The following is a 24,333-nucleotide window of genomic DNA, read 5'->3' as shown; positions in this document are numbered from 1 at the left end:
CGAACTCGCCGGTCCTCGTTCGGCGCTGCCCACGCCCCGTCGACCCGGACAGACGGCAGCACCCCGAACCGCAGGGTTCGGGGTGCTGTGGGACGGGGAGTGCGGGAGCTACTTCGAGCAGGTGCCCCGGACGAGTATGCCGCCGACGAGCACACCGGCCAGGGCGATGCCGGCGCCCAGTGCGGCCGACGCGAGAACGATTGTCGTGGAGGCGCCCTCGGGCACCCGCGTGGTGGCGGCCGCCGGAACCGGGACTGCCGCGGAGGTGCCGGCGACCGCAGGCGCCTCACCCGCGACCGCGGCGACCTCGGCCGCCGGGATGCCGTTGGCGATCACACCGTCGATGCCCTTGAAGAACACCCCGGCCATCTTCTTCGCCACCCCGGTGATCATCCGCTGCCCGACACCGCCGACCATGCCGCCGACGACGGCGTCCGCGTCGTAGCTGAGCAGGGTGCCGCCGTCGCGTTCCTCGAGCCGCACCGTCACGTCGGCCTTCACGGTGCCGGGGGCACCGGCCCCGGACGCCGTCATCACGAACGATTGGGGCCGATTCTGCTGCGACAGAATCACTTCGCCGTCATAGGTGCCCTTGATCGACGCGACGCCCGCGGTGATCGACAACTTGTAGTGGTTGTCGCTGAGTTGTTCGAGGGACTGCACCCCGGGGATGGTCGCCGCGAGGACCTTTCCGTCCTGCAGGTTGTCGTACACGGCCTCCGGTGGGGCCGTCAGTAGGGCGGTGCCGGCGATTCTCATTCGTTCTCCTTGCTCTGTGACGACGCGTGCGCGAGGCGAAGCTCGAACAACTCCGAAGGGGATATCGGCATGGACGTGATGGGGAAGCCTTCCGCGTCCTCGATCGCCGCCGCGATGACGGCGGAGGTCGGGATCACCCCGGCCTCGCCCGCGCCCTTCATTCCGAGGGGATTGAGGGCGGACGGGGTGACGGTGTGGTCCATCTCGAGGGAGTCGGGCATCTCGGTGACGAAGGGCATCAGGAAGTCCATGTACGACGCGTTGAGCATCTGCCCGTGCTCGTCGTAGACGATCTTCTCGTACAGCGCGCCGCCGACACCCTGCGCGACGGCGCCCATGACCTGGCCCTCGACGATCCGCGGGTTGATGACGTTGCCGCAGTCGTGGATCACCGCGTACCGCCGCACGTGGATCTCCGCCGTCACCGGATCGGTTTCGACGATGGCCGCGTGCACGCCGGACGCGAACGTCGACGTCGGCGGCGAGTAGTAGCCGGTGGCCTCGAGTCCGGGTTGCTCACCCTCGCGGACCGGCGGAATCGTCATGTCCGTGTCGGCTTTCGCGAACCCGGTGGCCTGCCTGGATGCGTCGTCGAACGCGTACCGCAGCGGGTTCGACAGCACGGCGACCACACCCAGCGAGATGGACGTGCCCTCGGCGCCGGGCAGCGTGCCGATCTTGCACACGTGCCCACCACGCAGTTCCAGTTCGGCGGGATCGAGGTTCAGTGCCTCCCCGGCGATCGTGCGGGCCTTCTCCGCCACCATCTGCGCGGCCACGTGAAACGCCGAACCGGACATGACGGCGCCGCGGGACGCGAACGTGCCGACGGCATAACCGAATCGGCGGGTGTCGCCGGTGACGATCTCGACGTCGGTGACGGGCACGCCGAGGTCGTCCGCGACGATCTGCGCGAACGCCGTCTGATGGCCCTGCCCCTGGGTGGTCAGCCCCGTTGCGGCCTTGACCTTCCCGGACGTCTCGACGAGGACGTGGGCGCCCTCGTACGGGCCCGGACCGGTGCCCTCCACGTACGCGCCGATCCCGATGCCCACGGCCCGGCCCTCGGCCTTCGCCTGCTTCTTGTACTCGGCGAACCCGTCCCAGTCGATGAGCTTCTTGAGCTTGTCGATACCGGCCTGGTAGTCGCCGGTGTCGTAAATCAGCGGGCGGCCGTCCTGGAACGTGAGGTGGAAGTCGTACGGCATCTCCTCGGGACGGATGAAGTTGTGCTCGCGGACCTCGATGACGTCCTTGCCGAGATACTTCGCGATGGCGTCCATCGCCCGTTCCATCGCGAACACGGCCTGGGGGCGGCCGGCGCCGCGATACGGCGTGACAATGACGGTGTTCGTGTACAGCGAGTACGCGTCCACCCGGAACGATCTCGGCTTGTATGGTCCGAGCACCTGCGTGGACGTGTTCAGCATGACGATGATGCCGTACGGCAGGTAGGCGCCGTTGTCGTGCCAGAACGTGAAGTCGAACGCGAGGAGAGTGCCCTCGTCGTCGAAGCCGACCGTCACCTCCTGGACCTGGCCGCGCTCGTGCGCGCTCGACACGAAGTGCTCGCGCCGGTCCTCGACCCATTTGACCTCGCTGGAGATGCCCGCCGTCCCGAGTCGCCGCGCGGCCCAGGTCACCATGACCTCCTCCGGCCACGGGTGGACGATCTTGACGCCGAAGCCGCCGCCGACATCGGGGGCGATGCAGTGGACCTTGTTGTGCGCCATCTTCAGTCGGGCCGCGATCGCGGCGCGCGCCGACGTCGACGTCTGCGTGGATGTCCAGAACGTGAGCGCCTGCTCGTCGGTGTCCCAGCGGGCGTAGACGCCCTTGCCCTCCATCGGCATCGACGCCGACCGCTCGATCTCGAGGTTCAGGGTGAGCCGGTGCGGTGCCTTCGCCAGTTCGGCGTCCACGTCGCCGAAGCCGTGCTGCAGGTGCGCCGCCACGTTGTCGGGGACATCCGGGTGCACGGCGTTCTCCGCCTGCCGCGCCACGTCGATGCCCACGACCGGTGCCAGCATCTCGTACGTGACGTCGATCTTGGCGCACGCGTCCTCGGCGACGTACCGGTTGTCGGCGACCACCATCGCGATCGCCTCGCCGACGTGGTTCACCTCATCCTTGGCGAGCGGATACCCGTTGCGCGGGGCGGTGATCGCCGGGTGCGGAATGAGGAGCGGCAGATTCTCGGCCATCTCCGGGGAGTCGTCCACCAGGTCGTCGTACGTGTAGATCGCGTGCACGCCGGGCAGATCCAGGGCGGCATCGATGTCGATCGCCGTGATGCGGGCGTGCGCGTGCGGCGATCGGACGAACGCGGCGATGAGTGCGTTGTGGCCCAGGTCGTCGAGGTAACGGCCCTGACCGCTGAGCAGGCGGGCGTCCTCGCTGCGGGGAATCGGCTTGCCGAACAGCTTCTCGGATTCGGCGGGTGTCCCGGTGTCCTTCGTGCCAGCCGGCGTGGTGCGGGGTTTCGTGAAGCTCATGCTCGCCCTGCCCTTCCCCCGACGGGGTTGGTGGTGCCCCGGACCTTCGGGTCGAGTGAGGCGCGTGCCGCCTCGTCGTCCTTGCCGAGCGGGAATTCGCCCGAACGCTCGCGCTTGATCTCCGCGGCACGCAGCACGGCCGCGCGGATGTTCTGGTATCCGGTGCACCGGCAGAGGTTGCCCGCGATCGCGTCGGTGGCCTCCTCGCGGGTGGGCGAATCGTTCTCCTCGAGGAACGCGGCGATGGTGGTGACGAAACCCGGCGTGCAGAAACCGCATTGCAGGCCGTGACAGTCGATGAACGCCTGCTGCACCGGGTGCAGGGTGCCGTCGGGTTCGACGAGACCCTCGACGGTGGTGACCTCCCGGCCCTCCAGACTCGCCGCGAGCACCAGGCACGACCGCACCGGCTTGCCGTCGAGCAGCACGGTGCAGGCGCCGCAGACCCCGTGCTCGCAGCCGACGTGTGTTCCCGTCTGGCGCAGATGGTGCCGGATCGCGTCGGACGCGAGCGTGCGCGACGGCAGCAGCACCGTCTGCGTCACCGCGTTGAGCGTGAACGTCACCGCGACGTGCTGTTCGCCGGTCTCCTCGTGCAGCTCGGCGAGTTGCTCGTCGATGCTCTGCTTGACCCTTGCCATGGTCACCTTCCTCCCGCCGACGCGTGCACGGCGGCACCGTCGAGTACTGCATCCTGTGCGGCCGCGAACCCGACCCGGGCGGTCAGCGCCGCCACCAACTGCGACCGGTACCGCGCCGTGGCGTGGATGTCCGGTTCGGTGTCGATCCGCTCCCGCGCGAACTCGGACAGGTTCCGCCACAACGGGTCCCGGTCGTCCGTCGCGGACGCGCCCCGGAGGATGTCCGTGTAGTCGACGACCTCACCGAGTTCGCCAGCCGAGATGTACGTCATCCGGGCCTGCGCCACGGCACCGCCCTCGACCCGCATCTGCGCCACGACTCCGACGAGCGCGTAGTCGCCGTGTCTGCGGGCGATCTCGTCGATGGCCGTCCCGACCCCGGGCCGGGCGGCGGGGACCGTGACGCTGGTCGCGATCTCGTCCGGCTCCAAGGTGCTTTCGAGCGGTCCGGCAAACAGGTCGCTCGACGGGATCTCCCGGACCCCGCGGACCGAACGGACGGTGATCGAACCGCCGAGCAGGGCGAGCACCGCCGGCATCTCCGCGGACGGGTCGGCGTGCACGATCGAGCCGACCGTCGTGCCGCGGTTGCGGATGGTCGGGTGCGCGACCAGACGCAGCCCGCGGCCGATCAACGGCTGCACCTGTGCGGCGCCGCGGTCGGCTTCGAGCACCGAATGGGTGGTCAGCGCGTCGAACGTGACGCCGAACTCGCGTGACGACGACACCGCGTCCAGCCGGGGGATCGATCCGATGTCGACGAGGTGCGCCGGCGCGGCCAGCCGCATCGACAGCAACGGGATCAGCGACTGCCCACCGGCGAGCACCTTGCCCTCGTGAGCCACGTCCGCGAGGATCTGACAGGCCTCGTCGATCGACCGAGGTCGGTGATAGGTCAGTGGCGACGGTTTCATTCCTCAGATCCTGCCCGCATCGTACGCTCGACGTTTCGTGAACTAGTGACAAAACTCACGTGCTGACGCTGGCAGATCACGTGAGCTGGCCTACCCGGTCCGGCACGGTTCCGTCGTCCGCGGTCGGCTTCGGGTGGTGACGGCCGGTACCGGCGTCGTCGGCATCCTTCGGGGCGATGACGCGGCACAGGTGGTACATCCCGATCACCACGATCGTGCCGAGCGCGATGCCGCTCAGGGAGAACGTGTCGTTGAACTTCAACTCCGTGTCACCGATCGCGATGATCAGGCCGGCGGCGATGGGCATCAGGTTGAGCGGATTGCCGAAGTCGACGCCGTTCTCCTTCCAGATCTTCGCGCCGAGCAGGCCGATGATCCCGTAGAGCACCACCGTGATTCCGCCGAGCACGCCGCCGGGGGTCGCCGAGATGACGGCACCGAACTTGGGGGAGAAGCCCAGCAGCATCGCGATCACACCGGCCGCGGCATACGCGGCGGTCGAGTACACCTTGGTCGCGGCCATGACGCCGATGTTCTCCGCGTACGTCGTGGTGGGGGATCCTCCGACGCTGGTCGCGATGGTGGTGGCCAGGCCGTCACCGATCAGGGCACGTCCCATCATCGGGTCCAGGTCGGTCTTGGTGATCTCGGCGACGGCCTTGACGTGTCCGGCGTTCTCCGCGATCAGGGCGATCACACCGGGCAGCACGAGGACGATGAACGTGAGACTGAACGACGGCGCATGGATGCCCACGATGCCGTTCGCCTCGTCGGAGAACGGTGGCAGCCCGATCCACGACGCCGAGGAGACGCCGTCCCAGTTGACGCGGAAGTGTTCGGTGACTGCGCCGGCGACCGGGTCGTACGAGGTGATCATGCCGGTCGTCAGGTCGAGCACCCACGACAGCACGTATCCGAAGAGCAGCGTCAGGAAGATCGCGACCCGCCCGAGGAATCCGCGCAGTGCGACGCTCGCCACCACCAGCACGACCATCACCGTCAACGCGACCCACTGGTCCTGTGGCCAGTACGTTCCGGCCACCACCGGTGCCAGGTTGAACCCGATCAGCATGACGACGGCCCCGGTGACCACCGGCGGGAGGATCTTGAACACCACCCCGCCGCCGAGGAAGTGGATCAGCACGCCGATGCCGGCGAGCACGAGGCCGGATACCAGGATTGCGCCCGTCACCTGCGCCGACGTGCCGCCCTGCGCGCGGATGGCGGCGATGCCGCCGACGAATGCGGCCGACGTTCCCAGGTAGCTGGGAATCCGGCCCTTGACGACCAGCAGGAAGAACAGGGTGCAGAACCCCGACATCATCACGGCCAGTTGAGGATTGAGACCCATGATGATCGGGAAGACGAACGTGGCCCCGAACATCGAGACCACGTGCTGCCCGCCGAGTCCGATCGTGCGACCCCAGCTGAGGCGTTCGCTCGGAGCGACGACCTCCCCGGGCGCGATGGTCTTGCCATCTCCGTGCAGTGTCCAGATAGGCATAGGGGGACCTTTCAGACAGGTGACGGTGCAGGAGTGCCGGCGGCCAGCTTCGATGATGTGCCGCATGTCACAGTTGCACCTCGATAGGAGGGAAACGTTATTACAGCGTCAGCCACCCGGCGTGAGAGGAATCTGCCAGCGCGTGCCCGGCGAAATTGGCAACTTTAGGAATTGATGCCGCGCATCGCCATGATCTTGAGGGCGAGAGACAGGTCGAGGCGCAGTTCGGGGTGCTCGGTGAACGACCCGAGCATCTTCTCCAGCTTCACCACCCGGTACCGCAGGGTGTTGTAGTGAAAGTGCAGTTGACGTGCGGTTTCGGCGATGTTGATGTTGGTGGCGAGCAGCACCTCCAGGGTGCGCCGCATGTCCTGCGCCTCGGATGTGTCCGCCGTCAGCTCACGCAGGGTCTCCTGCGCGAACGACTCGAGTTCGCGGTCGTCCTCGACGAGGCTCAGCAGCCGGTAGACGCCGAGGTCGTCGAAATGCGTCACCGCCCAGGCACCGGTGATCTGCCGCCCCACCTTCAGCGCGGTCCGGGCCTGACCGTAGAGAGCGGGGATGCCGTCGACCGAGTCCGTCGGCCGGGACACGCCCACCCCGAACGGCCGGCGACCACCGCCGCCGGCGCCGCGCACGGTGGCGACGAGTTCGTGGACGAGGTTCATCGTGTCGGTGCCGACACCCATGAGGATCACCGTCTCCGTCGCCAGCGCGGTGACGGCGGCGCCGGTGTCGCGGCCCGCGACGGCACTCGTGAATGCCCGCGCCTGCCGTTCGACGAGCGGCATCCGGGGCATCGACGGTTCGTCCTCACCGACCGGATCGGGTTCGATCACCACGACGACCACCGGACGGTCCAGATCCCAGCCGAACGTCTTGGCGTGCGCGACGACGTGCTCGTGCTCGCCGCCGCGGCCGAGCAGCAGGTCGCGGATGAAGTTGGCGCGGTGCTTCTCCTCCACCGAGGAGACCACCAGTTCGCGGGCGACGACCAGGGCGCACACGGCCGCCGCCTGCTCGACGAGGTACAGGTCTTCGCTGCGCAGTTGCCGTCCGGTACTGAACTGCACCAGCCGCCCGTGATCGATGCCGTTGGCCGAAATCGCCGACACCGCGATGGACTCGTCGCCCAGCCGGTGCAGACCGAGACCGCCCTCGGTGGAATCGGTGCGGACCCGCCCGGTGGAGTCGAGCGCCGCGCTCGATGCCAGCCGAGTCAGCTCCGACTCGTCGCCGGCGCGGCACAACTGACGTCCGTCAGGGGTGGTGATCAGCACGGCGCCGCCCAGTTCCCGGGCCACGGCGACGGACAGTTCGGCGAACCCGCCGCCGGCCATCACGACGTCGACGAGCACTCTGCGCAACCGGTCCGCCTCGAAAACGGCGTCGACCTGCCGGGCCGACAACGCCGCGAGGTCACCGGCGAGCGGGTGCGCCTGCGGATACAGATCGGAAACCACGACGACGGGAAACCCGAGTTCGTCGGCCGCATCGCACATCTCGGCCGGGAGCGCGGCGGTGTCGTCGTCGAGCCGGACCGCGAGCCCGGCGACGCCCCGCCGGTCGAGGCGGGTGAGAAACGCCCCGATCGGCTCGACCAGCCGGCCGAGCACCGACGTGGTGGTGATCAGCAACTGTCCGGTCCGGAGCCACGGTCCGATGTCCGGCACCGCCGCCACGGCGACACTCGACACCTCACGGATGGTGCCCTCGCTGCCGGCGACCAGCGTCGGGGAGACGAGCAGATCGGACGCCAGCACATCGGCGAACGACTGCGGAGGAAGGTCGGGCCCCGGCCCGGTCGCGGCGGCGGCGCGGAACCCGGCAGCGGAACCGCCGACATCCCTCGTCGTCACTGCAACACCCTGCTCACCTGATCCGACACTCGCCCCGGACGGCGCGAAAGTGTGACCATAAGTCCCCACCCGAACGGGCGTCAAACGCTGCTCACACGGTGCACTCGGCGGGTCTGCCGGTCCCGGCCGGCGCGTCGCGGTGGATCGGACCGGTGAGCTGCTGGAGCCCCCGCCCCGACGTGCCGCGGGTCGTCTTCATCATCTCGGCGAGGATCGACACGGCCGTCTCCTCGGGGGTGCGGGCGCCCAGGTCGAGGCCGATCGGCGAATGCAGTCGCGCCAGTTCCCGGGCGGTCGTGCCCTGTTCCCGCAGCAGCGCGACGCGGCGTTCGTGCGTGGCCCGGCTGCCCATCGCCCCGATGTACGCCGCGTCCGATCGCAGGGCGAGCCGCAGCAGCGGAATGTCGAATTTCTCGTCGTGGGTCAGCACGGCGAGGACGGTCCGGTGGTCTACCGGTGCCGTCTCGAGGAACCGGTGCGGCCACATCACGACGACGTCGTCGGCGTCCGGGAACCGGGCGCGGGTCGCGAAGACGGCGCGGGCGTCGATCACCGTGACGTGGTAGCCCGCGAACGCGCCCAGTGTGCACATGGCGGCGGCGAAGTCGATGGCACCGAAGACGTACATCCGCGGTGGCGGCGCGAAGATCTCGACCATGCACACCGTGTCCGACTGCAGCTGATACACGACCGACTCGCCGGCGTCGAGTCGACGACGGACGCTCTCGACATCGGTCTCGGACAGCTCGAGGTCGCCCACCGGCCCGTCCGAGGCGATCACGCAGCGGCGGGTCCGGGCACCGTCGCCGGTCTCCGTCACGACGGCGATCGACTCGCCGCCGCGGATCCGCCGCGCCACGGACGCGAAATCCTGAAAGTCGACGGGCCCGATCCGCTGCACGAACACCTCGATGGTGCCGCCGCACGTCAGGCCGACACCGATGGCGTCGTCGTCCGCCACACAGAAGACCTCGGTGCGGCTGCGCCCGTCGGCGAGCACGTCCCGCGCCGTCTCGTACAGCGCGCTCTCGACGCAGCCACCGGACACGCTGCCGAGCACCTCGCCGGACTGCGACACGGCCATCGCCGCGCCCGGCGCCCGCGGGGACGACTTCCAGGTGCGCACCACCGTGGCGAGGGCGAAGTTCTCGCCGCGGTCGAACCACGATTCCAGGCCCGTCAGGATGTCGCGCATCGTCTCGTCCTCCTCGGGTGCTTCTTCGGCTAACCCACGCTAACCGGCGACGACCCGCCGTCGTGGCACACAAAGCGCCGAAATCCGCAGCGGCCGCTTGTGCATTCTCGCCATCGCTATCGCTCGGCGAGTCCGCAATTCTCGGACCGTCTCCCTTCCTTCACAGAGAACCGAGGATCCACCATGAACCAGTTGCTCAGCGGGATCCGGGTCCTCGACCTCACGCGCGCGCTCGCCGGCCCGCTGTGCACGGCGCTGTTGTCCGATTTCGGCGCCGACATCATCAAGGTCGAGACCCGTTCCGGTGGTGACAGTTCCCGGCAGTGGCCGCCGTTCGACGGCAGCGACAGCCTCTACTTCGCGTCCGTCAACCGCGGCAAACGCTCGGTCGCACTCGACATGCGCAGCGAACAGGGCCGGATCCTGCTGCGCCGCATGGCCGTCGGCGTGGACGTCATCGTGGAGAACTTCCGCCCCGGCGTCCTCGCCGAGATGGGACTCGATCAGGAATCGCTCGCCGCGGACAATCCCGGGGTGATCGTCATGAGCGTCAGCGGTTTCGGCCCGACCGGCCCCGAGCAGTTCTCGCCCGGTCTGGACCAGGTGGCGCAGGGCATGTCGGGACTGATGTCGGTGACCGGCGCCGGCGACCACACCCCGATGCGCGTCGGTATCCCGATCATCGACACGGTGTCCGGTATCTATGCGGCGCTGGGCATCACGGCGGCGCTCGTGGCCCGTGGACGCGACGGCGCCGGTCATCACGTGCAGACGTCCCTGCTCGAATCGGCCCTGTCGATCATGTCGTTCCAGGCGCAGGACTACCTGAGCACCGGCCGCGTCGCGGAGCCGAACGGAAACACACATCCCACCATCACGCCGTACGGCACGTTCGAGACCGCCGACTTTCCCATCATCATCGCCACCGGATCGGACCGGCACTGGGAGGCACTGTGCCACGTTCTCGGGGACCCCGCCCTCGCCGACCGGCCCGAATACCGCACCGGCCAATCACGACTCGAGCACCGCGATCGGCTCACCAAGGAACTTCTCGAACTGCTGTCCGTGCGGCCTGCCGCCGACTGGGTGGCGCTCATTCGCGCGGCCGGCATCCCGTGCGGACCCGTCCACACCATCGATCAGGCGTTCGCCGACCCGCAGGTGCAGGCACTGAAGATGGTGCAGCCGGTGGCCACCTCGGACGGCGGCGAGATGCCGTTGGTCCGCGGCCCGTTCTGGGTGGACGACGAGACACTGCCGATCCGGAACGCGCCGCCGATGGTGCTGGGGCAGGATACGGCCGAGGTGCTCGCCGAATTCGGGCTGAGCGACGAAGACATCGACGGCCTGCGTCGAGACCGGGTGATCTGACCTGGATCGGCAGTGGCCGCCTACAACTGGGCAGCCACGGCCAGTGCGACGTGCTCGCACCACGGGCGCGCGACGATCTGCACGCCGATCGGCAACCCGGACTTCGTGTTTCCCACCGGGACCACGACGGACGGCAGTCCCGTGACGCTGATCGCGCGGCAACTCGCCAGCGCCTGCGCCCACGTGAGCGACTGCCCACCGACGTCGAACAGTTCGTCCCCGAGCGGCGGCGCCGGGATCGAGGCGACGGGCAGGACGAGGACGTCGCCCATCTCGCCGAGCAGGCGATGCACGAGTTCCGACCGCTGCGCCCAGAGCCGTTCCACCAGACGGCGGTCCACGTCCTGCACGTCGGCGAGCATCGTGGCGACGTTCGCCCCGAAACCGGTGCCGAGTTCCTCGATGTCGGTGTGGGTTTCGACCGACCGCAACCTCCCGAACAACGCGTTGCCCTCCGCCAGTGCCGCACCCCGGTACGCGCGGGCACCGAGCCCGTCGGCGGCACCGGCGACGGCGGAGACGATCTCTTCGTCGACGGGGACGGTTCCCTCGCCGGGCGCCCACGTAATGTCGAGGCGGGAGTGGTCCACCGAGCGCGGATCGGTCCAGCGGTACTGCCGGGACGAGAGCACCCGCAGCACGAGTGCCGCGTCGTCCAGGGTCCGCGCCATGGGGCCGATCGTCTGCAGCGTGCCGTGCATCGTCGCCGGATTGGTCAGCAGATGCTCCCCCGACGGAACGCCGGGATACTGGCCGTCCGGGTCCACCCGGCCGATCGTCGGGCGCACGGAACGCAGTCCCGTGCAGTGGGCGGGCCAGCGCACCGAGCCACCGAAATCGGTGCCGAGCCCCACGACACTCATCCCGGAGGCGATCGCCGCCGCCTCGCCGCCGCTCGACCCGCCGGGGGAGCGGGGAACACCGTCGGGCCGGAGCGGGTTCACGGTGTACCCGAAGAGGTCGTTGTGGGTGAGGCCGCTCGCCCCGAACTCGGGGGTGTTCGTCTTGCCGACGAGAATGGCGCCGGCCGCCCTCATCGCGGCCACCGCGGGGGCGTCGACGCGCGGCACGTTGTGTTCGAGCGCGCGCGATCCCGCCGTCGTCCGAACGCCGGCGGTCGCGATCAGGTCCTTCACCGTGAACGGGACCCCGGCCAGCGGACCGACGTCCTCACCTCTGCCGATGCGGCTGTCGAGGTCGTCGGCTGCGTGGATCGCCTGATCCTCGGCGACCGTGACCAGCGCGTTCAGCTCCGGGTTCCGGGCCTTGATGTGCGCCAGGTGGTCAGCCAGCACCTCGCTCGCGGACACTTCGCGGTTCGTCACGGCGCGGGCGATCGCATGCGCGTCCGAGCCGACCCAGCCGCCGTCGTTACCCCACACATGTCCTCCTCGGCTCGTGCTCGAGGGTCGACGCTAGTGGTCCCCGAACCCGACGCACACGGCCAGTCTGCACAGGAATGAGGGGCCCGGGCTGTGAATAGTTGATACTTCGCCGCGCTACGGGCTCTGGGAGGATCGGGTGATGCTCTCGCCGTGGGTCCGCCTCGCCGCCGCGATGTTCGCGGTCAGTTGGGGTGCCAACCAGTTCGCACCGATGCAGCTCGTCTACCGTGAGCATCTCGGTCTCGGAAACGGCTCGTTCACCGCGATGCTCGCCTCGTACGTGGTCGGGTTGATCCCCGCCCTGCTGTACTTCGGGCGTGTGTCCGACCGGTTCGGCCGGCGGGCGGTGGTCCGCCCCATGATTCCCGTCGGCATCGTCTCGTCGCTCGTCCTGATCGCGGGCGCCGCCGTCCCCGACCTGCTGTATCTGGGACGGGTGCTGGCCGGGCTCGCCTCCGGCATGGCGTTCGGCGCAGGCACCGCCTGGATGAAGGAACTCAGCACCGACGCTCCGGCCGGGGCGGGGGCGCGCCGCGCCGCCGTGTCGTTGTCCGCCGGATTCGGCTGCGGAGCCCTGTTCGCCGGTGTGATCGCACAGTGGCTGCCCGCCCCCGAACTGCTCCCGTACCTGGTGCACATCGCGTTGATGATCGGCGCGCTGGCGATGGTGTGGTCGGTGCCTGATGCGCGGGGCCGCGCCACGAGCGGCTCCGCGAAATCGCTGTCCGCGCTGTCGACCCGGCAATTCCGCTGGGGCATCGCGCCCTGGGCGCCGTGGGTGTTCGGCGTCGCGACCGTATCGTTCGCAACCCTTCCTCCGCTGGTGTCCGAGTCGCTGCGCTCCACCTCGGTGGCATTCACCGGTCTCGTCGCGGCGCTGACACTGCTCACCGGCGCGGTGATCCAGCCGTGGGCCAAACGGTGGTCGCAGCAGGACGACGCCACCGGCATCGGCGTCGGCATCACCCTCGGAGTGCTGGGATTCGGCGCCGCGACCGTCGTCGCGTACACGCACGGCGCGCTGGCTGTCGCCGCGATCGTCGTGGCGGCATTCCTCCTCGGATCCTGCTACGGCATCCTGCTCGGCTCCGGTCTCGCGTCCGTCGAAAATCTGGCGCCGGCAGACGAACTCGCACAGACCGTGGCGGTCTTCTACTGCCTCATCTACATCGGCTTCGCGGTCCCCTTCGTCATCTCGGTGCTCGCACCGCACCTCGGCTACGCCATCTGCTTTCTCGGGGCCGCACTGCTCATGCTGGTATCCGTCGGAGTCGGGCGGAAGGCGAAGGATCGGCACCTCACCCGCGCATGACCGGCAGACAGCACGACACCCCGCGAGTGGGAGCTCGCGAGGTGTCGTGGGTGGAGACGATCAGGCGATGTCGAACCGGTCGAGGTTCATCACCTTGACCCACGCGTCCGCGAAGTCCTGCACGAACTTCCCCTTCGCGTCGTCGGTGGCGTAAACCTCGGCGAGACTGCGCAGTTGCGAGTTCGATCCGAAGACGAGGTCGACGGCGGTGGCCGTCCACTTGGCCTTGCCGGTGGCACGGTCGTTGCCTTCGTAGACGTTCTCGGCCGAGTCCGATCCCTTCCACTCCGTGCCCATGTCGAGCAGGTTGACGAAGAAGTCGTTCGTCAGCGCCTCGGACTTGTCGGTGAAGACGCCGTGCTTGGTCTGTCCGTAGTTGGCGCCCAGGGCCCGCAGGCCGCCGACGAGGACCGTCATCTCCGGGGCGGTCAGCGTCAGCAGGTAGGCGCGATCGACGAGGAGCGCCTCGGCGGGCAACTTCTCTCCGGCGCGGAGATAGTTGCGGAAGCCGTCGGCGCGCGGTTCGAGCACCGCGAACGATTCCACGTCGGTCTGCTCCTGGGTGGCATCCGTGCGCCCCGGCGTGAACGGGACCGTGACGTCCTGTCCGGCATTCTTCGCCGCCTTCTCGACCGCCGCGGTTCCGGCGAGGACGATCAGGTCGGCGAGGGAGACCGACACCCCACCGGACTGCGAGGAGTTGAAGTCCTGCTGGATCTGTTCCAGGGTCTGCAGCACCGTGGACAGCTCGGCCGGGTTGTTCACCTCCCAATCCTTCTGCGGCGCAAGGCGGATACGCGCTCCGTTGGCGCCGCCACGCATGTCGGTGCCGCGGAAGCTGGCCGCCGACGCCCAGGCGGTGGACACCAGCTGGGAGATGGACAGCCCCGAGTCGAGGATCTTGCTCTTGAGAGCGGCGATCTCCGTGTCACCGATCAGCTTCTGATCGGCGGCGGGAACGGGGTCCTGCCACAGCTGCGCCTCGGGCACCCACGGGCCGAGGTAGCGCGTGACGGGTCCCATGTCGCGGTGCAGCAGCTTGTACCACGCCTTGGCGAACTCCTCGGCGAACTCCTCCGGGTGGTCGAGCCACCGCCGGGTGATCTTCTCGTAGGCCGGGTCGACGCGTAGCGACAGATCCGTGGTCAGCATCGTCGGGGCGCGTCCCGCCGACGAGTCGAACGGGTCGGGAATGGTGCCCGCGCCCGCGCCGTCCTTCGCGGTCCACTGCCAGGCACCGGCGGGGCTCTTGGTCAGCTCCCACTCGTAGCCGTACAGCACCTCGAGGAAGCTGTTGTCCCACTTGGTCGGAGTGGGCGTCCACACGACCTCGAGACCACTGGTGATCGCGTCCTTGCCGACGCCGGTGCCGAAGGCGCTCTTCCAGCCCAGGCCCTGCTGCTCGATCGGGGCGGCTTCCGGTTCGGGACCGACCAGGTCGGCGTCGCCTGCGCCGTGTGTCTTGCCGAACGTGTGTCCACCGGCGATCAGCGCCGCGGTCTCCACGTCGTTCATCGCCATGCGGGCGAACGTCTCCCGGATGTCGCGGGCGGCTGCCAGCGGATCCGGCTGGCCGTTCGGTCCCTCCGGGTTCACGTAGATGAGGCCCATCTGCACGGCGCCGAGCGGACCCGAGAGTTCGCGGTCGCCGCTGTAGCGCTCGTCGCCGAGCCAGGTGTCCTCAGGACCCCAGTAGATCTCCTCGGGCTCCCAGATGTCCTCACGACCGAAGCCGAATCCGAACGTCTTGAAGCCCATCGACTCGAGGGCGCAGTTGCCGGCGAAGACGAGGAGGTCGGCCCAGGAGATCTGCTTGCCGTACTTCTGCTTCACGGGCCACAGCAAGCGACGGGCCTTGTCGAGGTTCGCGTTGTCGGGCCAGCTGTTGAGCGGGGCGAAGCGCTGGGCGCCCTGGCCGCCGCCGCCGCGACCGTCGGCGATGCGGTACGTGCCCGCGGCGTGCCAGCTCATCCGGATGAACAGACCGCCGTAGTGGCCGTAGTCAGCCGGCCACCAGTCCTGCGAAGCCGTCATCAACGCGATGACGTCACGCTTGAGCGCCTCGACGTCGAGCTTCGCGAACTCTTCGGCGTAGTCGAAGTTTTCGCCCATCGGGTTCGACTTGGACGAGTGGGCGTGCAGCACCGACAGATCCGGCTGGTTCGGCCACCAGTCGCGGTTGGTACTCGGCCGATGCTCCTTGGCAGTGGGCGACGGGATTGCGGGGTTTTCACTTTCACTGGTGCTCTGAGACTTTCCCTCATGAGCGACCGGGCAGCTATCGGACACAGCATTCCTTCCAAGAGTGAGCGAATCGGGCTGTGGTCATTGGGATAATCGGGACGTATGTGACGTGGAGCAGTCGGGACAACGGCCCCAGTACACGACCTCCGCCTCGTCGACGACGAAACCGCTGTCGTCGGACGGTGTCAGGCAGGGCGCCTCGCCGACGGCGCAGTCGACGTCGGCGATGGCCCCGCAGGACCGGCAGATGACGTGGTGGTGGTTGTCGCCGACTCGCGACTCGTAGCGGGCAACGGACCCGGGTGGCTGAATCCGGCGCACGAGCCCCGCGGCGGTCACGGCGTGCAGCACGTCGTACACGGCCTGTCGGGAGACCCCCTCCAGGACCGTGCGTACTGCCCCGAAGATCGTCTCGGTATCGGCGTGCGGACGTGCATGCACCGCCTCCAGCACCGCGACCCTGGGGCGGGTCACGCGAAGTTCAGCACCACGCAGCAGCTCTGCGTAATCCGGCATCGACGGCACTCACCCACTATGACTTACTTTTCTGGACTGAACCCAGACTTTGCGAAAATTAATGTCGCAGCCCCAGATTATTCGCCTGAAGTGCACACCGGGAGACCCGATTCGGCCCGACTTTCGGCGCCGCAGGCAGGGTCAGCTGCCGAACGGGGACGCGCTGTTGGAGTACCGCGCGAAGTCGCCCTGCGCCCCGCTGTAGACGTTGAGGTCGACGTCGCCGTTGACTCCCGGGATGCGCCCGGTGCTGGTGTACTGCCAGAACGTCCAGTTGCCCCAGCCGCCGGGCAGCGGACCGGGGACGTTCCGACCGTTGTAGTCGGCGATCCACAGCGGGTATCCCGCGAACTCGGTGGTGTTCGCCATCGCCGTCCGCCAGAAGGTCGGGTAGGTGTAGATGATCGGCTGACGTCCCGTGAGCGATTGGACCGTGTTCAGGTAACGGTGCGTCCAGTCGATCAGGGCCGCGGGCGGCAATCCGTTGGACACTTCCAGATCGAGAACGGGCGGCAGGTCGCCGGGACCGTTGATGCCCAGCACCACCGTCGAGTAGAACGTGGCCTGCGCCTCGGGCGACTGCGCGGGGTCGGCGTAGTGGTACGCGCCCCGCGCGACCCCGGCCACCCGCATGGCGAGGCAGTCCTGCACGAAGTACGGATTGACGTAGTTCAGGCTCTCGGTCGCCTTGACCATCGAGAAGTCGTGGCCGGCGTTGCGGACGGCGAACCAGTCGATCGGCGACCCTCCCGGGTGTTGCCACGACGCCACGTCCGGACCTCGGACGGGTTCGGCCGCGGCATTCCCCGGCAACACGGCGGCGAGCGCTCCGGCGAGCAGTAGTGGTGCGATCTTGGAGAACCTTCGGACCTTCACCCCGATAGCCATGCGCCCGAGGGTAGTGCCTTCCCCCCGCCCCCACGCGCCAATGGGAATCACTTCGTCACATACGCCGCCTGCCGGAGCGCCTCGCCGCGGGCGGCCCGTCCCGGCGCCGTCGATGCGTTGATCGCGAGCACCGACAGCAACTCGTACGCGACGTGCGCCGCCGCGATGCCGGTGATCTCGGCGTGGTCGTACGCGGGCGCGACCTCCACGATGTCGGCACCGACCACGTTCAGGCCGACGAGTCCGCGCAGCGTGTTCAGCAGTTCGCGGGACGTCATGCCGCCGGCCTCGGGTGTTCCGGTGCCCGGTGCGTGCGCGGGATCGAGGACGTCGATGTCCACCGACACGTAGACCGGACCGCCGTCGAGCCGTCGGCGCATCCGTTCGACGATGCTGGCGACGCCGTCCACCTCGTAGTCGTCGGAGCGGATCACCTGGAAGCCGAGAACGGCGTCGTCCTCGAGGTCCTTCTTGCTGTACAGCGGGCCGCGGATGCCGATGTGCTGCGAACGCTCGAGGTCGATCAGTCCCTCCTCGCTGGCCCGCCGGAACGGGGTGCCGTGCGTGAAGGGGGCGCCGAAGTAGGTGTCCCACGTGTCGAGGTGCGCGTCGAAGTGCAGGACGGCGATCGGACCGTGGTCGCGGGCGAGGGACCGCAGGATCGGCAGGGCGATGGTGTGGTCGCCGCCGAGCGTCAGCACGGTCGAGCCGTCCTTGCGGAGGTCGGTGACGGCGCCGTCGACGGTGGCCAGCGCCTCCTGGATGTCGAACGGGTTGACGCCGATGTCGCCGAAGTCGGCGACCTGCTGCGCCGCGAAGGGATGCACGTCCAGGGCCGGGTTGTACGGACGCAGGAGCTTCGACGACGCACGGATGTGGCCCGGACCGAATCGCGCGCCGGGGCGGTAGCTGACGCCGGAGTCGAACGGGACGCCCATCACCGTGACGTCGGCGCGGGACACCTCGTCGAGCCGGGGGAGTCGGGCGAACGTGCTGGGCTCGGCGTAGCGCGGGGTGCGGGTCGCGTCGACGGGGCCTTGGATGCGGGACGCGTCGATTGGGCCTTGGATGCGGGACGCGTCGATTGGGCCTTGGATGCGGGACGCGTCGATTGGGCCCTGTATTTCGTCATTGGTCATCGGAAATCCTTCGGTGTGTGCCGGAGACGTGGCGTCGTCGTATCGTTTCCTTGGAACGCATTCTTGTCAACACTTGTTTCCTATACGAGACACAACGAAGGATCGATGCATGGCGAACGAGCTCGCAACCGAAGGTCCGTCGGGCGTCGACGCACCCAGGATCGGCCCCCGACTGAAGGCGGCCCGGCAGGCTCAGCGCCTCACCCTCGACGAACTGGCCGCCGGCTGCGGCATCACCAAGGGCTACCTGTCGAAGATCGAACGGGACCATGCGAGCGCGTCGGTGGCCACGCTCGTGCGGATCTGCACCGCCCTGAACATCCCCGTCGGATCGTTGTTCGAGAACTCCGCCGCAGGTGAGGTGGTCCGTGCCGACGCGTATCCGCCGATCAGCTTCGGCGGGGAGCGCATGACCGAGTTTCTGCTCACCCCGTTCGGCGAGCGCCGCATCCAGTCGCTCCTGAGCCGGATCGAACCCGGCGGCGGCAGCGGCTCCGAGACGTACGAACTGCCCGTCGACGTCGCATTCGTCTACATCGTCTCGGGCCGGATCGGCATTTCCTTCAACGGCGCGGGGGCCGGGGAGGACGTGACGCTCGCGACCGGGGACGCCTTCACCTTCTCGCCGCAGCTGCCGCACAGCTTCCGCGCGCTCGGCGACGAGACCGCGACCGTCCTGTGGATTCTCGCCCCCGCACTCCCGGACGACGTCCGGCCCACGTCCCGATAGGAAACAACCCTGCGGTTTAGGAAACATGTGTTGACAGTCACGGCTCCCGCGGTCATTGTTGTCTGCGTCACTCCACCGCTCAGGAGATAAAAGTTGGACATCACCAAGATTTCTCCGCGCCCGCCGGGGCTGGCCGGCGCGCTGCGTGCTCGCAAATCGGTCGAGGCGATCGTGGCGCGCAACGACCAGGAACCCGGCCACGGACTCAAACGGTCCATGGGCCTGGTGCACCTCACCGCGCTGAGCATCGGCGCGTCGCTGGGGACGGGCATCTTCGTCATCCTCGGCGAGGCCACACCCAAGGCAGGCCCCGCCGTGGTCCTGGCATTCGTGCTCGCCGCGTTCACCGCGCTGTTCTCCGCCCTCTCCTACGCGGAGCTCGCCGGCAGCATTCCCGTCTCGGGCAGTTCGTACTCGTACACCTACGCGACGATGGGCGAACTGTTCGCCTGGATCTGCGGCTGGTGCCTGATGCTCGAGTACGGCGTCTCGGTCGCGGCCGTCGCCGTCGGCTGGGGTGAATACATCAACGAACTGCTGCAGGGCATGTTCGGCATCGCACTCCCCACCGCGATCAGCGAATCACCGGGAGCGGGCGGCGTCGTCAACGTGCCTGCCATCGTCATCGTGCTCGTCGCGGTGGTACTGCTGACCCGCGGCGCGTCCGAGAGCGCCGTGGTGAACACGATCATGGTCGCACTGAAGATCCTCGTGCTCGTCTTCTTCTGCGCGGTCGCGTTCACCGCGTTCCGGGCCGGAAACTTCGCACCGTTCATGCCCCTGGGCGCGGCGGGCGTGACGGCCGCAGCATCCCAGGTGTTCTTCGCCTACATCGGATTCGACGCCGCATCGACCGCGGGCGACGAGGCGAAGAACGCCAAGCGTGACCTTCCCCGGGCCATCATCCTCTCGCTCCTGATCGTCACGATCCTCTACTGCCTGGTCGCGATCGCCGCCGTCGGCGCGATGCCGTGGCAGGACATCGCGGGCGAGGGCGCGGCACTCGCGACCATCCTCGACGCCGCCACCACCAGCACGTGGCCGGCCGTCCTCCTGTCCGCGGGCGCCGTCATCGCCATCGCGAGCGTCGTCCTCGCCGTGATGTACGGACAGACCCGGATCCTCTACGCGATGTCGCTCGACGGCCTCGTGCCGCGGGTATTCTCCCGCGTCAACCCGCGCACCCGGGTACCCGTCGTCAACATCGTGGTCGTCGGCGGTCTCGTGTCTGCGCTCGCGGGATTCGTTCCGCTGGGCGAACTGGCCGACGCGACGAGCATCGGCTCGCTGTTCGCGTTCATGCTCGTCAACATTGCCGTCATCATCCTGCGCCGCCGGCACCCCGACCTGCACCGCAGCTTCCGGACCCCACTGTTCCCGCTGATGCCCGTCCTCGGCGTCGTGTTCTGCGCGCTGCTGCTGTTCGGCCTCGGCGTCTCGACGTGGGTGGCCTTCGCGCTGTGGATGGTGGTGGGGCTCGCCATCTACTTCGCGTACGGCGTCCGCAAGTCCGAACTCCGCAACAGCCCCGAAAAGGTGACGGCACCGTGAGGGCAGCACTCTTCCAAGGTCCCGAACTGTCCTTCGACGTCGCGGCGAACCTCGCCGCCATCGCCTCCGCCGCGCAGACGGCGGCGGCCGCCGGGGCGTCCATCCTGATCTGCCCCGAAATGTCGGCCACCGGCTACAACATCGGAACACTCGTCGCGGAGCGCGCCGAATCCGCCGACGGACCGATCGCGACACGGGTCGCGGAGATCGCGCGCGAGTCGGGGATCGCCGTCGTCTACGGCTACCCCGAGTCGGACGGGGACGTCGTCTACAACAGTGTGCAGGCGGTGGATTCGTCCGGAACGTCGGCGGCGAACTATCGCAAGACGCACCTGTTCGGCGAACTCGACCGCACCCACTTCGCCGCCGGTGACGAATTGGTGGTCCAGTTCGATCACGACGGCATCCGGTGCGGAATCCTGATCTGTTACGACGTCGAGTTCCCGGAAGCCGTTCGCGCACATGCCGACCGCGGCACCCAATGGCTGATCGTCCCCACCGGCCTGATGAGCCCGTACGAATTCATCGCCGAGACCGTCGTCCCCACGCGGGCGTACGAGAGCCAGCTGTTCGTCACGTACGTCAACCGGTGCGGCACCGAAGCCGACCTCGACTACTGCGGGTCCAGTTGCGCGATCGCACCCGACGGCACCGAACTCGCCCGGTCCGGCCGCCACGAGGAACTGGCGATCGTCGATCTCGACGTGGCCGACCTCCACCGATCCCGCCGCGAGAACACCCATCTCGACGACCGGCGCGTCGACCTCTACCCCTTCCTGCAGGAGAAGACTTCATGACGATCCCCGTCACCCCGGACAGCACCGCCGCGGACACGGACGTCCCGCCGCTGACGATGTTCGGACCCGACTTCCCGTTCGCCTACGACGACTACGTCGCGCACCGTTCCGGCCTCGGTGCCGTGCCCGCCGACCGCCACGGCACCGAGGTAGCGGTGATCGGCGGCGGACTGTCCGGGATGGTCACCGCGTACGAACTGATGAAGCTCGGACTCAAACCGGTTGTCTACGAAGCCGATCAGATCGGCGGCCGGATGCGGTCGCAGCCGTTCGACGGGCACCCCGAGGTGGTGGCGGAGATGGGCGCGATGCGGTTCCCACCGTCGTCGACCACGCTGTTCCACTACCTCGACGCCATGGGGCTGCGAACGGAGGCGTTCCCGAACCCGCTCGCCGACGCCACCCCCAGCACGGTCATCGACCTCAAGGGCGAAAGCTACTACGCGCAGCACCTCGACGACCTGCCGCCCGTGTTCCGGGAGGTCTCCGACGCCTGGCAGCGCACGCTCGAGGACCACGCCGAACTGATCCCGCTGCAGCAGGCGATCCGCGACCGCGACACTGCCGAACTCAAGCGGATCTGGAACGACCTCGTGGTCCGGCTGGACGATCAGACGTTCTACGGTTTCCTCGCCTCGTCCAAGCACTTCGCGTCGTTCCGGCACCGGGAAGTGTTCGGGCAGGTCGGTTTCGGAACGGGCGGCTGGGACACCGACTTCCCCAACTCGATCCTCGAGATCCTGCGCGTCGTGATCACCGCCGCCGACGACCACCACCGCGGCATCGTCGGAGGATCGCAGCAACTGCCGCTGCGCCTGTGGACGGACACCCCGTCCGGGATGGCGCACTGGCCCGACGGCACGTCGGTGTCCGCGCTGAACGGCGGGAGCACCCGGCCGCGGGTCACCGAGGTCCGCAGGACGGCACCGCACCGGTTCACGGTCACCGACTCGTCCGGCGATATCCGCACCTACCCGGCGGCGGTGTTCACCGCGCAGAGTTGGATGCTGCTCAACAACATTCACTGCGACGACGACCTGTTCCCGATCGACCACTGGACCGCCATCGAGCGCACCCATTACATGGGTTCGACGAAGGTGTTCGCCCTCGTCGACCGCCCGTTCTGGAAGGACAAGGATCCCGAGACCGGTCGCGACCTCGTCAGCATGACCCTGACGGACCGGATGAGCCGCGGCACCTACCTCCTCGACCACGGTGACGACAAACCCGGTCTGATCTGCCTGTCCTACACGTGGTCCGACGATTCGCTCAAACTCCTTCCGCTCGACGCGACCGAGCGGATGAACCTGATGATCAAGTCGCTCGAGGAGATCTACCCGGGTGTGGACTTCCGCAGCCACGTCATTTCCACTCCGGTGACGCTGTCGTGGGAGACCGAACGCGACTTCATGGGTGCGTTCAAGGCGAACCTCCCCGGCCACTACCGGTATCAGGAACGGCTGTTCAGCCATTTCGTGCAGGACGAACTCGACCCGCGGCACCGCGGAATCTTCCTCGCCGGCGACGACATCTCCTGGACCGCGGGCTGGGCGGAGGGGGCCGTGCAGACCGCGCTCAACGCCGTGTGGGGCGTGATGCACCATCTCGGCGGCGCCGCCCCGGCCGACAACCCCGGCCCGGGCGACCGGTACGCCGACCTCGGTCCGATCCGCCTCTGCGACTAGCCGAGCCAGTCCAGAACCGCGGCGGCCGTCCACGACTGCTGCATGCTGCCGAGGGGCTGGCCGGTGAAGGGTTCGTAGTACTCGGCGAAGCTGCCGTCGCTGGCCTGCCGCAGTCCCTCGGACCGCAGCAGGTGCGCGCGCTCGGCCCATCCGCGCCGGGCGAAGGCCCAGGAGAACAGCCACGTCATCACCGGCCACACCGGACCGCGCCAGTACTCGCGCGGACGGAAGTCGCCCGACACCGGCGACGTCGACGGCGGCACGGCGTACCGGAGGTCGGGGTGGCCGCAGAACTTCGGGCCCTCGAATGTGCGGAGCAGGGCGCGTTCGGCGTCGCGGCTGAGGCCGCCGCACAGCAGGGGCGAGAACATCGCGAGGGTGTCGGTGGAAATCCACCGGCCGCTGCGCAGATCGAAATCGCGTGCCGCCCCGGACCGTTCGTCGGTGGTCGTGAGAACACCCTGCCGGAACCGAGCCGCCCACCCGTGCAGGTCCCGGACGTCCGCGTTCGGCATCGAGTGTTCCTCACCGATGGTCGCGAGCACCTCGCACGCCATCGAGAACACGGCGCTGACGAACACGTCCTCCACGGCGAAGCTCATGGCGGTGGCCAGTTCCGCGTCGTCGTAGCGGACGTTCTTCATCTCCTCGAGCAGCCACAGGTAACGGTCGTATTCGCCGTTCGACGGCCGCTGCCCCGTGTCGGCGACGTGGGACAGGTCTTCGCGCAGATAGGTGGGTATCGTCCCGGCCACGACGTTGGCGTACGAGTGGTCCCAGCGCGGCGAGTTGTCCATGCCGGACTCCCAGCCGTGGTACAGCGCGATCCGGCCGTTGCCGTCGAGGTCGCGGGCGTTGGCCAGCCAGCGGTGCCAGCGCACGAGGTCGGGCCAGCGGCGGTCGAGGAACTCCTCGGCGACGGCGCGGGTGCTGCGACCGTGCCTGCGTGAGTGGTCGAGGATGCGCTGCACGGCGATGGCGTGCACCGGGGGTTGGGTGATGCCCGACGTCTGCGTTCCGCTGGGCGCGTGCGCCGCGAGGGTCCCGCACTCCCACCGGGCGGGCCCCGGGAAGTATCCGTCGACGCCGTTGGCGAAGACGATGTGCGGGATCATCCCGTTCTTCCACTGCGCCGACAGCAGGGTATCGAGTTCGACGACGGCTCGTTCGACGCTCAGCGGTGCCAGCCCGACCGCGACGAACGCGGCGTCCCAGCTCCACATGTGCGGGTAGAGGCGCGGCGCGGCGCTCGTCATGGTGCCGAGGTCGTTGCCGCGAAGCAGGTACGCGGCACGTGCCGCGAGCTGTGTCGGGGTGAATCCGCGGTCCGCCATTGCACCATTCTGCT

General features: G+C 68.5%; 19 protein-coding genes. 6 read left to right on the top strand and 13 right to left on the bottom strand.

What is annotated here, in order from left to right:
• Positions 1 to 108: 108 nt before the first annotated feature.
• From H0B43_RS18630 to H0B43_RS18600, 7 genes are all read right to left on the bottom strand, one after another.
• On the bottom strand, positions 109 to 759 hold the full coding sequence (locus H0B43_RS18630) for a carbon monoxide dehydrogenase subunit G (RefSeq protein WP_185726579.1): 651 nt from the start codon (positions 757 to 759) through the stop codon (positions 109 to 111).
• A complete protein-coding gene (cutA, locus tag H0B43_RS18625) occupies positions 756 to 3,254 on the bottom strand; it encodes an aerobic carbon-monoxide dehydrogenase large subunit (RefSeq protein WP_185726580.1) in 2,499 nt (832 codons plus the stop codon). The genes H0B43_RS18630 and cutA overlap by 4 nt, the downstream gene beginning before the upstream one ends.
• Complete coding sequence (locus H0B43_RS18620; RefSeq protein WP_185726581.1) at positions 3,251 to 3,895, bottom strand: (2Fe-2S)-binding protein; 645 nt, start codon at positions 3,893 to 3,895, stop codon at positions 3,251 to 3,253. The genes cutA and H0B43_RS18620 overlap by 4 nt, the downstream gene beginning before the upstream one ends.
• A gap of 2 nt (positions 3,896 to 3,897) precedes the next feature.
• Complete coding sequence (locus tag H0B43_RS18615) at positions 3,898 to 4,809, bottom strand: xanthine dehydrogenase family protein subunit M (protein WP_185726582.1); 912 nt, start codon at positions 4,807 to 4,809, stop codon at positions 3,898 to 3,900.
• A 76-nt stretch (positions 4,810 to 4,885) separates the two neighbouring features.
• The gene (locus tag H0B43_RS18610) at positions 4,886 to 6,313 is read right to left on the bottom strand and encodes a uracil-xanthine permease family protein (protein WP_141473517.1); all 1,428 of its coding nucleotides are present in this window, start codon (positions 6,311 to 6,313) and stop codon (positions 4,886 to 4,888) included.
• 164 nt (positions 6,314 to 6,477) lie between these two features.
• On the bottom strand, positions 6,478 to 8,172 hold the full coding sequence (locus H0B43_RS18605; RefSeq protein WP_185726583.1) for a PucR family transcriptional regulator: 1,695 nt from the start codon (positions 8,170 to 8,172) through the stop codon (positions 6,478 to 6,480).
• Positions 8,173 to 8,263: 91 nt separating this feature from the next.
• Complete coding sequence (locus H0B43_RS18600) at positions 8,264 to 9,367, bottom strand: XdhC family protein (RefSeq protein ID WP_185726584.1); 1,104 nt, start codon at positions 9,365 to 9,367, stop codon at positions 8,264 to 8,266.
• Positions 9,368 to 9,550: 183 nt separating this feature from the next.
• Here H0B43_RS18600 and H0B43_RS18595 point away from each other — a divergent pair, with 183 nt between their 5' ends.
• Positions 9,551 to 10,738, top strand: a complete 1,188-nt coding sequence (locus H0B43_RS18595) for a CaiB/BaiF CoA-transferase family protein (protein WP_185726585.1) — start codon at positions 9,551 to 9,553, stop codon at positions 10,736 to 10,738.
• A gap of 20 nt (positions 10,739 to 10,758) precedes the next feature.
• On the opposite strand, the gene H0B43_RS18590 is transcribed toward H0B43_RS18595, so the two are convergent.
• Positions 10,759 to 12,120 (bottom strand): amidase, encoded by a 1,362-nt coding sequence (locus H0B43_RS18590; protein ID WP_185726586.1) that lies wholly within the window; start codon positions 12,118 to 12,120, stop codon positions 10,759 to 10,761.
• Between the two features lie 142 nt (positions 12,121 to 12,262).
• Between H0B43_RS18590 and H0B43_RS18585 the strand changes: the two genes are divergently transcribed.
• Positions 12,263 to 13,435: an MFS transporter gene (locus tag H0B43_RS18585; protein ID WP_185726587.1), complete on the top strand. Its 1,173-nt coding sequence runs from the start codon at positions 12,263 to 12,265 to the stop codon at positions 13,433 to 13,435.
• A gap of 60 nt (positions 13,436 to 13,495) precedes the next feature.
• Here the strand turns inward: H0B43_RS18585 and katG are convergent, their stop codons facing one another.
• The 4 genes from katG to speB all read right to left on the bottom strand — a co-directional run bounded on the left by katG (position 13,496) and on the right by speB (position 18,222).
• Entirely contained in the window at positions 13,496 to 15,724 is a 2,229-nt protein-coding gene (katG, locus tag H0B43_RS18580) for a catalase/peroxidase HPI (RefSeq protein WP_185726588.1), read from the bottom strand.
• 36 nt (positions 15,725 to 15,760) lie between these two features.
• On the bottom strand, positions 15,761 to 16,195 hold the full coding sequence (locus H0B43_RS18575; RefSeq protein ID WP_213015178.1) for a Fur family transcriptional regulator: 435 nt from the start codon (positions 16,193 to 16,195) through the stop codon (positions 15,761 to 15,763).
• 141 nt (positions 16,196 to 16,336) lie between these two features.
• Positions 16,337 to 17,083 carry a glycoside hydrolase family 25 protein gene (locus H0B43_RS18570; protein WP_185726590.1) on the bottom strand — a complete coding sequence of 249 codons (747 nt, stop codon included), beginning with the start codon at positions 17,081 to 17,083 and terminating at the stop codon, positions 16,337 to 16,339.
• A 47-nt stretch (positions 17,084 to 17,130) separates the two neighbouring features.
• Positions 17,131 to 18,222 carry an agmatinase gene (gene speB, locus H0B43_RS18565; protein WP_213015177.1) on the bottom strand — a complete coding sequence of 364 codons (1,092 nt, stop codon included), beginning with the start codon at positions 18,220 to 18,222 and terminating at the stop codon, positions 17,131 to 17,133.
• Positions 18,223 to 18,331: 109 nt separating this feature from the next.
• Here speB and H0B43_RS18560 point away from each other — a divergent pair, with 109 nt between their 5' ends.
• The 4 genes from H0B43_RS18560 to H0B43_RS18545 all read left to right on the top strand — a co-directional run bounded on the left by H0B43_RS18560 (position 18,332) and on the right by H0B43_RS18545 (position 22,985).
• The gene (locus tag H0B43_RS18560) at positions 18,332 to 18,952 is read left to right on the top strand and encodes a helix-turn-helix domain-containing protein (protein WP_185726591.1); all 621 of its coding nucleotides are present in this window, start codon (positions 18,332 to 18,334) and stop codon (positions 18,950 to 18,952) included.
• Between the two features lie 93 nt (positions 18,953 to 19,045).
• On the top strand, positions 19,046 to 20,503 hold the full coding sequence (locus tag H0B43_RS18555; RefSeq protein WP_185726592.1) for an amino acid permease: 1,458 nt from the start codon (positions 19,046 to 19,048) through the stop codon (positions 20,501 to 20,503).
• Positions 20,500 to 21,300 (top strand): carbon-nitrogen hydrolase family protein, encoded by an 801-nt coding sequence (locus H0B43_RS18550; RefSeq protein WP_185726593.1) that lies wholly within the window; start codon positions 20,500 to 20,502, stop codon positions 21,298 to 21,300. The genes H0B43_RS18555 and H0B43_RS18550 overlap by 4 nt, the downstream gene beginning before the upstream one ends.
• Positions 21,297 to 22,985, top strand: a complete 1,689-nt coding sequence (locus H0B43_RS18545) for an NAD(P)/FAD-dependent oxidoreductase (protein ID WP_185726594.1) — start codon at positions 21,297 to 21,299, stop codon at positions 22,983 to 22,985. The genes H0B43_RS18550 and H0B43_RS18545 overlap by 4 nt, the downstream gene beginning before the upstream one ends.
• On the opposite strand, the gene H0B43_RS18540 is transcribed toward H0B43_RS18545, so the two are convergent.
• Positions 22,982 to 24,319, bottom strand: a complete 1,338-nt coding sequence (locus H0B43_RS18540) for an amylo-alpha-1,6-glucosidase (protein ID WP_185726595.1) — start codon at positions 24,317 to 24,319, stop codon at positions 22,982 to 22,984. The two genes, H0B43_RS18545 and H0B43_RS18540, sit on opposite strands and share 4 nt — an antisense overlap.
• Between the last annotated feature and the right edge of the window lie 14 nt (positions 24,320 to 24,333).

Source organism: Rhodococcus sp. 4CII, from assembly GCF_014256275.1.
Taxonomy (GTDB): Bacteria; Actinomycetota; Actinomycetes; order Mycobacteriales; family Mycobacteriaceae; genus Rhodococcus_F; species Rhodococcus_F wratislaviensis_A.
Note: the sequence above shows the minus strand (reverse complement) of the source record. Positions and strands in the feature narration are given on the sequence as shown.

What these genes read in the sequence shown, in the direction of transcription:
- H0B43_RS18630 (WP_185726579.1), bottom strand. Translation starts at nt 759, where the DNA reads ATGAGAATCGCCGGCACCGCCCTACTGACGGCCCCACCGGAGGCCGTG.
- cutA (WP_185726580.1), bottom strand. Translation starts at nt 3,254, where the DNA reads ATGAGCTTCACGAAACCCCGCACCACGCCGGCTGGCACGAAGGACACC.
- H0B43_RS18620 (WP_185726581.1), bottom strand. Translation starts at nt 3,895, where the DNA reads ATGGCAAGGGTCAAGCAGAGCATCGACGAGCAACTCGCCGAGCTGCAC.
- H0B43_RS18615 (WP_185726582.1), bottom strand. Translation starts at nt 4,809, where the DNA reads ATGAAACCGTCGCCACTGACCTATCACCGACCTCGGTCGATCGACGAG.
- H0B43_RS18610 (WP_141473517.1), bottom strand. Translation starts at nt 6,313, where the DNA reads ATGCCTATCTGGACACTGCACGGAGATGGCAAGACCATCGCGCCCGGG.
- H0B43_RS18600 (WP_185726584.1), bottom strand. Translation starts at nt 9,367, where the DNA reads ATGCGCGACATCCTGACGGGCCTGGAATCGTGGTTCGACCGCGGCGAG.
- H0B43_RS18595 (WP_185726585.1), top strand. Translation starts at nt 9,551, where the DNA reads ATGAACCAGTTGCTCAGCGGGATCCGGGTCCTCGACCTCACGCGCGCG.
- H0B43_RS18585 (WP_185726587.1), top strand. Translation starts at nt 12,263, where the DNA reads ATGCTCTCGCCGTGGGTCCGCCTCGCCGCCGCGATGTTCGCGGTCAGT.
- H0B43_RS18575 (WP_213015178.1), bottom strand. Translation starts at nt 16,195, where the DNA reads ATGCCGGATTACGCAGAGCTGCTGCGTGGTGCTGAACTTCGCGTGACC.
- H0B43_RS18570 (WP_185726590.1), bottom strand. Translation starts at nt 17,083, where the DNA reads ATGGCTATCGGGGTGAAGGTCCGAAGGTTCTCCAAGATCGCACCACTA.
- speB (WP_213015177.1), bottom strand. Translation starts at nt 18,222, where the DNA reads ATGACCAATGACGAAATACAGGGCCCAATCGACGCGTCCCGCATCCAA.
- H0B43_RS18560 (WP_185726591.1), top strand. Translation starts at nt 18,332, where the DNA reads ATGGCGAACGAGCTCGCAACCGAAGGTCCGTCGGGCGTCGACGCACCC.
- H0B43_RS18545 (WP_185726594.1), top strand. Translation starts at nt 21,297, where the DNA reads ATGACGATCCCCGTCACCCCGGACAGCACCGCCGCGGACACGGACGTC.
- H0B43_RS18540 (WP_185726595.1), bottom strand. Translation starts at nt 24,319, where the DNA reads ATGGCGGACCGCGGATTCACCCCGACACAGCTCGCGGCACGTGCCGCG.